The organism is Mycobacterium sp. (assembly GCF_044342925.1).
Lineage (GTDB): Bacteria > Actinomycetota > Actinomycetes > Mycobacteriales > Mycobacteriaceae > Mycobacterium.
Genome location: NZ_JBIIOV010000221.1, coordinates 1 through 4,257, shown reverse-complemented (window position 1 = coordinate 4,257; position 4,257 = coordinate 1). Strand labels below are relative to the sequence as shown.

At 70.4% G+C, this 4,257-nt stretch carries 4 protein-coding genes and 1 pseudogene; 3 read left to right on the top strand and 2 right to left on the bottom strand.

The features are described 5' to 3' along the window. A pseudogene (locus ADBZ6I_RS16295) lies at positions 1–118 on the bottom strand (NUDIX hydrolase); the annotation flags it as partial. 48 nt (positions 119–166) lie between these two features. Between ADBZ6I_RS16295 and nadA the strand changes: the two are divergent. From nadA to nadC, 3 genes are read left to right on the top strand one after another with little or no spacing between them, the layout of a single operon-like run. Then, entirely contained in the window at positions 167–1,228 is a 1,062-nt protein-coding gene (gene nadA / locus ADBZ6I_RS16290; protein WP_526385669.1) for a quinolinate synthase NadA, read from the top strand. Next, positions 1,225–2,814, top strand: a complete 1,590-nt coding sequence (locus tag ADBZ6I_RS16285) for an L-aspartate oxidase (protein WP_526385667.1) — start codon at positions 1,225–1,227, stop codon at positions 2,812–2,814. The genes nadA and ADBZ6I_RS16285 overlap by 4 nt, the downstream gene beginning before the upstream one ends. Continuing rightward, positions 2,811–3,686: a carboxylating nicotinate-nucleotide diphosphorylase gene (gene nadC, locus ADBZ6I_RS16280; protein WP_526385665.1), complete on the top strand. Its 876-nt coding sequence runs from the start codon at positions 2,811–2,813 to the stop codon at positions 3,684–3,686. The genes ADBZ6I_RS16285 and nadC overlap by 4 nt, the downstream gene beginning before the upstream one ends. Positions 3,687–3,714: 28 nt before the next feature. Here the strand turns inward: nadC and ADBZ6I_RS16275 are convergent, their stop codons facing one another. Next, the gene (locus tag ADBZ6I_RS16275) at positions 3,715–4,137 is read right to left on the bottom strand and encodes a nitroreductase family deazaflavin-dependent oxidoreductase (protein WP_526385663.1); all 423 of its coding nucleotides are present in this window, start codon (positions 4,135–4,137) and stop codon (positions 3,715–3,717) included. Between the last annotated feature and the right edge of the window lie 120 nt (positions 4,138–4,257).

Here is a 4,257-nt window from a genome sequence, read left to right as displayed (position 1 = left end):
GTTCGGGCGCCAAGGCGCGCTGCCATAACAGCACTTCGAGTTCGGGTTTGCCGGACGCCAGGCCGCGCACCTGGAATACCACCGCAAGAACCTCGTGCCCGGTGCTAGTATGGGTCATGTTTTCGATTGTAAGTCGAAAACTTCGGGACTGAGACAGGAGGCCGCGATGACCGTCGTGGATCCGAGGGAAGCCATGGCCGGCCGCCTGGACTCCCCGCTGGCCGACCGCATCGTCGACGGCCCGGGCGGCTACACCGGCATCGCCGCCGACGAGCAGTGGGCTGCCGAAGTCCGCCGGCTCGCCGGCCTGCGCAACGCCACGATCCTGGCGCACAACTACCAGCTTCCGGCAATCCAGGATGTCGCCGACCATGTCGGCGACTCCTTGGCGTTGTCGCGGATCGCCGCCCAGGCCACGGAGGACACCATCGTGTTCTGCGGCGTGCACTTCATGGCCGAGACCGCCAAGATCCTCAGCCCGGACAAGACCGTCCTCATTCCCGACCAGCGGGCCGGCTGCTCACTGGCCGACTCCATCACCGCCGAGGAATTGGCGGCCTGGCGCGACGAGTACCCCGGCGCGGTGGTGGTGTCCTACGTCAACACCACCGCTGCGGTGAAGGCGCTGACCGACATCTGCTGCACCTCCTCCAACGCCGTGGACGTGGTGGCCTCCATTCCCGAGGACCGCGACGTGCTGTTCTGTCCCGACCAGTTCCTCGGCGCGCACGTCCGCCGGGTGACAGGGCGCACCAATCTGCACATCTGGGCCGGCGAGTGCCACGTGCACGCCGGCATCAACGGCGACGAGCTGGCTGCCCAGGCGCGCAGCCACCCCGACGCCGAGCTGTACATCCACCCCGAATGCGGTTGTGCCACCTCGGCGTTGTACCTCGCCGGCGAAGGCGCCTTCCCGGAGGAGAGAGTGAAGATCCTCTCCACCGGCGGCATGCTGGACGCCGCCCGGGAGTCCAACGCCCGGCAGGTGCTGGTGGCCACCGAAGTCGGCATGCTGCACCAGCTGCGCAAGGCCGCACCGGGTATCGACTTCCAGGCCGTCAACGACCGCGCCTCGTGCAAGTACATGAAAATGATCACTCCGGCCGCGCTGCTGCGCAGTCTGGTCGACGACGCCGACGAGGTGGATGTCGATCCCGACACCGCAGCCCGGGCGCGGGCCTCCGTGCAGCGGATGATCGAGATCGGCCAGCCCGGCGGTGGGGAATGAGCCGGGCTGCCTGCGGCGCCGGATCCGACCGCGTCGACTGGCAGCAGCGCGCTGACATCGTCATCGTCGGCACCGGTGTCGCCGGCCTGGCCGCGGGCCTGGCCGCGCACCGGAGAGGTGCCCGCACCGTCCTGCTGAGCAAGGCTGACGACACCGCCACGTTCTACGCCCAGGGTGGGATCGCCGTCGTACTGCCGTTCACCGACGACACCGTGCAGTCCCACGTCGAGGACACCCTGACCGCCGGGGCCGGACTGTGCGACCCCGAGGCCGTCCGCTCCATCGTCGCCGACGGCTACCAGGCGGTGGCCGAACTGATCTCCGCCGGTGCCCGCTTCGACGAGACCGCGCCCGGCCAGTGGGCGCTGACCCGGGAGGGCGGGCACTCCCGGCGGCGCATCATGCATGCCGGTGGCGACGCCACCGGCGCCGAAGTGCAGCGCGCCCTCAACCACGCCGCGGCCACCCTGGACATCCGCCGCAATCACGTCGCCCTCGAGGTGCTGCACGACGGCGCGGCGGTCACCGGAGTCCTGGTGCGCAACGACGACGGGCTCGGGGTGATCCACGCGCCGTCGGTGATCCTGGCCACCGGCGGCCTGGGACACCTCTACCGCGCCACCACCAACCCGGAAGGCTCCACCGGCGACGGCATCGCCCTGGCGCTGTGGGCCGGCGTTCCGGTCAGCGATATCGAGTTCATCCAGTTCCACCCGACGATGCTGTTCGACCCGCTGGGCAGCGGACGGCGGCCGCTGATCACCGAAGCCCTGCGCGGGGAGGGCGCGGTCCTGCGCGACGCCCGCGGCGATTCGGTCACCGCCGGAGTGCACCCGATGGGCGACCTGGCCCCTCGCGACGTGGTGGCCGCCGCCATCGATGCCCGGTTGCGGGAGACCGGGGACGCCTGCGTGTATCTCGACGCCCGCGGGGTCGAACGTCTGGAGCAGCGCTTCCCGACGGTGACCGAGGCCTGCCGCCAGGCCGGTATCGAGCCCACCCTTGAGCCGATCCCGGTGGTGCCGGGCGCGCACTACAGCTGCGGCGGTGTCAGCACCGACGTTTACGGCCGTACGCTGCTGCCGGGTCTGCTGGCCGCCGGCGAAGTCGCCCGCACCGGCATGCACGGCGCTAACCGGCTGGCCTCCAACAGCCTGCTGGAGGGCCTCGTGGTCGGTGGCCGCGCCGGGCGGATGGCCGCCGAGCACGCCGTCAGCGCCGGTGTTCCGGTCGCCGAAGTTCCACCCACTCAACGTGTTTCGCTGGATCGCCCCGCGCTGCAGGATGCCATGAGCCGCTGGGCCTCGGTGGTCCGGGACGGCGAGGGACTGAGCCGGCTGGAAGCGGTGCTCGACGGCGCGACGGCGGCCCGGTTGGGCAGCCGCACCGATTTCGAGGACGCCGCGCTCACCGTCACCGCTCAGGCCGTCGCGGCGGCGGCGCATGCCCGGACCGAATCCCGCGGCTGTCATCACCGCAGCGACTGGCCGCACACCGATCCCGCCCAGGCGGTCGCGGTGAACGTTGTGGCGATGCCCGACGGAGACATCGCGGTGGCGCAGCCGGCGGCGGTCGCCGCACGATGACAGCGGCGCTGACCGCCGGCGAGCGGGCGGAGGCCCTCGAAGTCATCCGTCGAGGCCTCGACGAGGACCTGCGCTACGGACCGGACGTGACCACCGTGGCCACCGTGCCGGCCGATGCCAGGACCAAGGCCGCGGTGGTAGCCAGGCAGGCCGGTGTGGCCGCCGGGGTCGACATCGCCCTGATGGTTCTCGACGAGGTGCTCGGCAACGGGACTGGCGGGGCCGGCTACCGCCTGCTCGACCGGGTCGAGGACGGCACCCGACTGCAGGCCGGACAGGCGCTGTTGACACTGGAAGCCGACACCCGTGGCCTGCTCACCGCCGAGCGGACTCTGCTCAACCTGCTCTGCCACCTCTCCGGCATCGCGACCGCCACCGCGGAATGGGTGGACGCGGTCGAGGGCACCAAGGCCAGGATTCGGGACACCCGCAAGACCCTGCCGGGGCTGCGGGCAGTGCAGAAATACGCGGTGCGGGTCGGTGGCGGCGTCAACCACCGGATGGGTCTCGGGGATGCCGCGCTGATCAAGGACAACCATGTCGCCGCCGCCGGCTCGGTGACGGCGGCGCTGCGGGCCGTACGCTCCGCGGCGCCAGGCCTGCCGTGCGAGGTCGAGGTGGACACCCTTGAGCAGCTCGACGAGGTGCTCGGTGAGGACGTCGAACTGATCCTGCTGGACAACTTCCCGGTGTGGCAGACCCAGATCGCGGTGCAGCGCCGTGATGCACAGGCACCCTCGGTGCTGCTGGAATCCTCCGGCGGGCTGTCGCTGGACACCGCCGCGGGGTACGCCGGGACTGGGGTGGACTACCTGGCTGTCGGTGCGCTCACACACTCCGTGCGGGTGCTCGATATCGGCCTGGACATGTGATTGCGGTCTCTGGAACTGCGATTTTGCGCTACCGGTTCTCGGCGATATCGGCGACGAATACGCCAACCCCGAGCTTGGTGGCCAGCCGTGTCAGCACCGGCAGCGAGGGGTCGTCGATGCCCGCCTCGACGATGCGCGGGTTCACCAGGTGGACGTCACGCCCGGCGAGCCGGATGTCGGCCTGTCCGGCGGCTAGAACGTTCTTGACCCAGTTGGTTTTTCCGTGGGCCAGCATGATCGCGACCGCGTGCCCCCTGCGGTAGGCCGACACCGCCGTCTCCAAGGAACGGCCCGACCTGCGCCCGCGGTGCTTGATCACTGTGATCCCCGGCATGAACCGGGCGATCGGCACCGCAACCGGGTTGATGTATTTGATCTGGAAGTTTTCGAACCAGACCGGGAACCGCATCGGCACGCCCGGGGCGTTGTTGGGGTGATCCTGGGTACGCATGCCGCCCAGTCTCCCGGAAGCGGTTGTTCCCGGCGCGATTGTTTTCGGCGCGCGCCGCTCAGGCAGTCGCCCCGCGCCGAACCAGTGACAGCACCACCGCGGCCAGCGCGAACAGCCCCG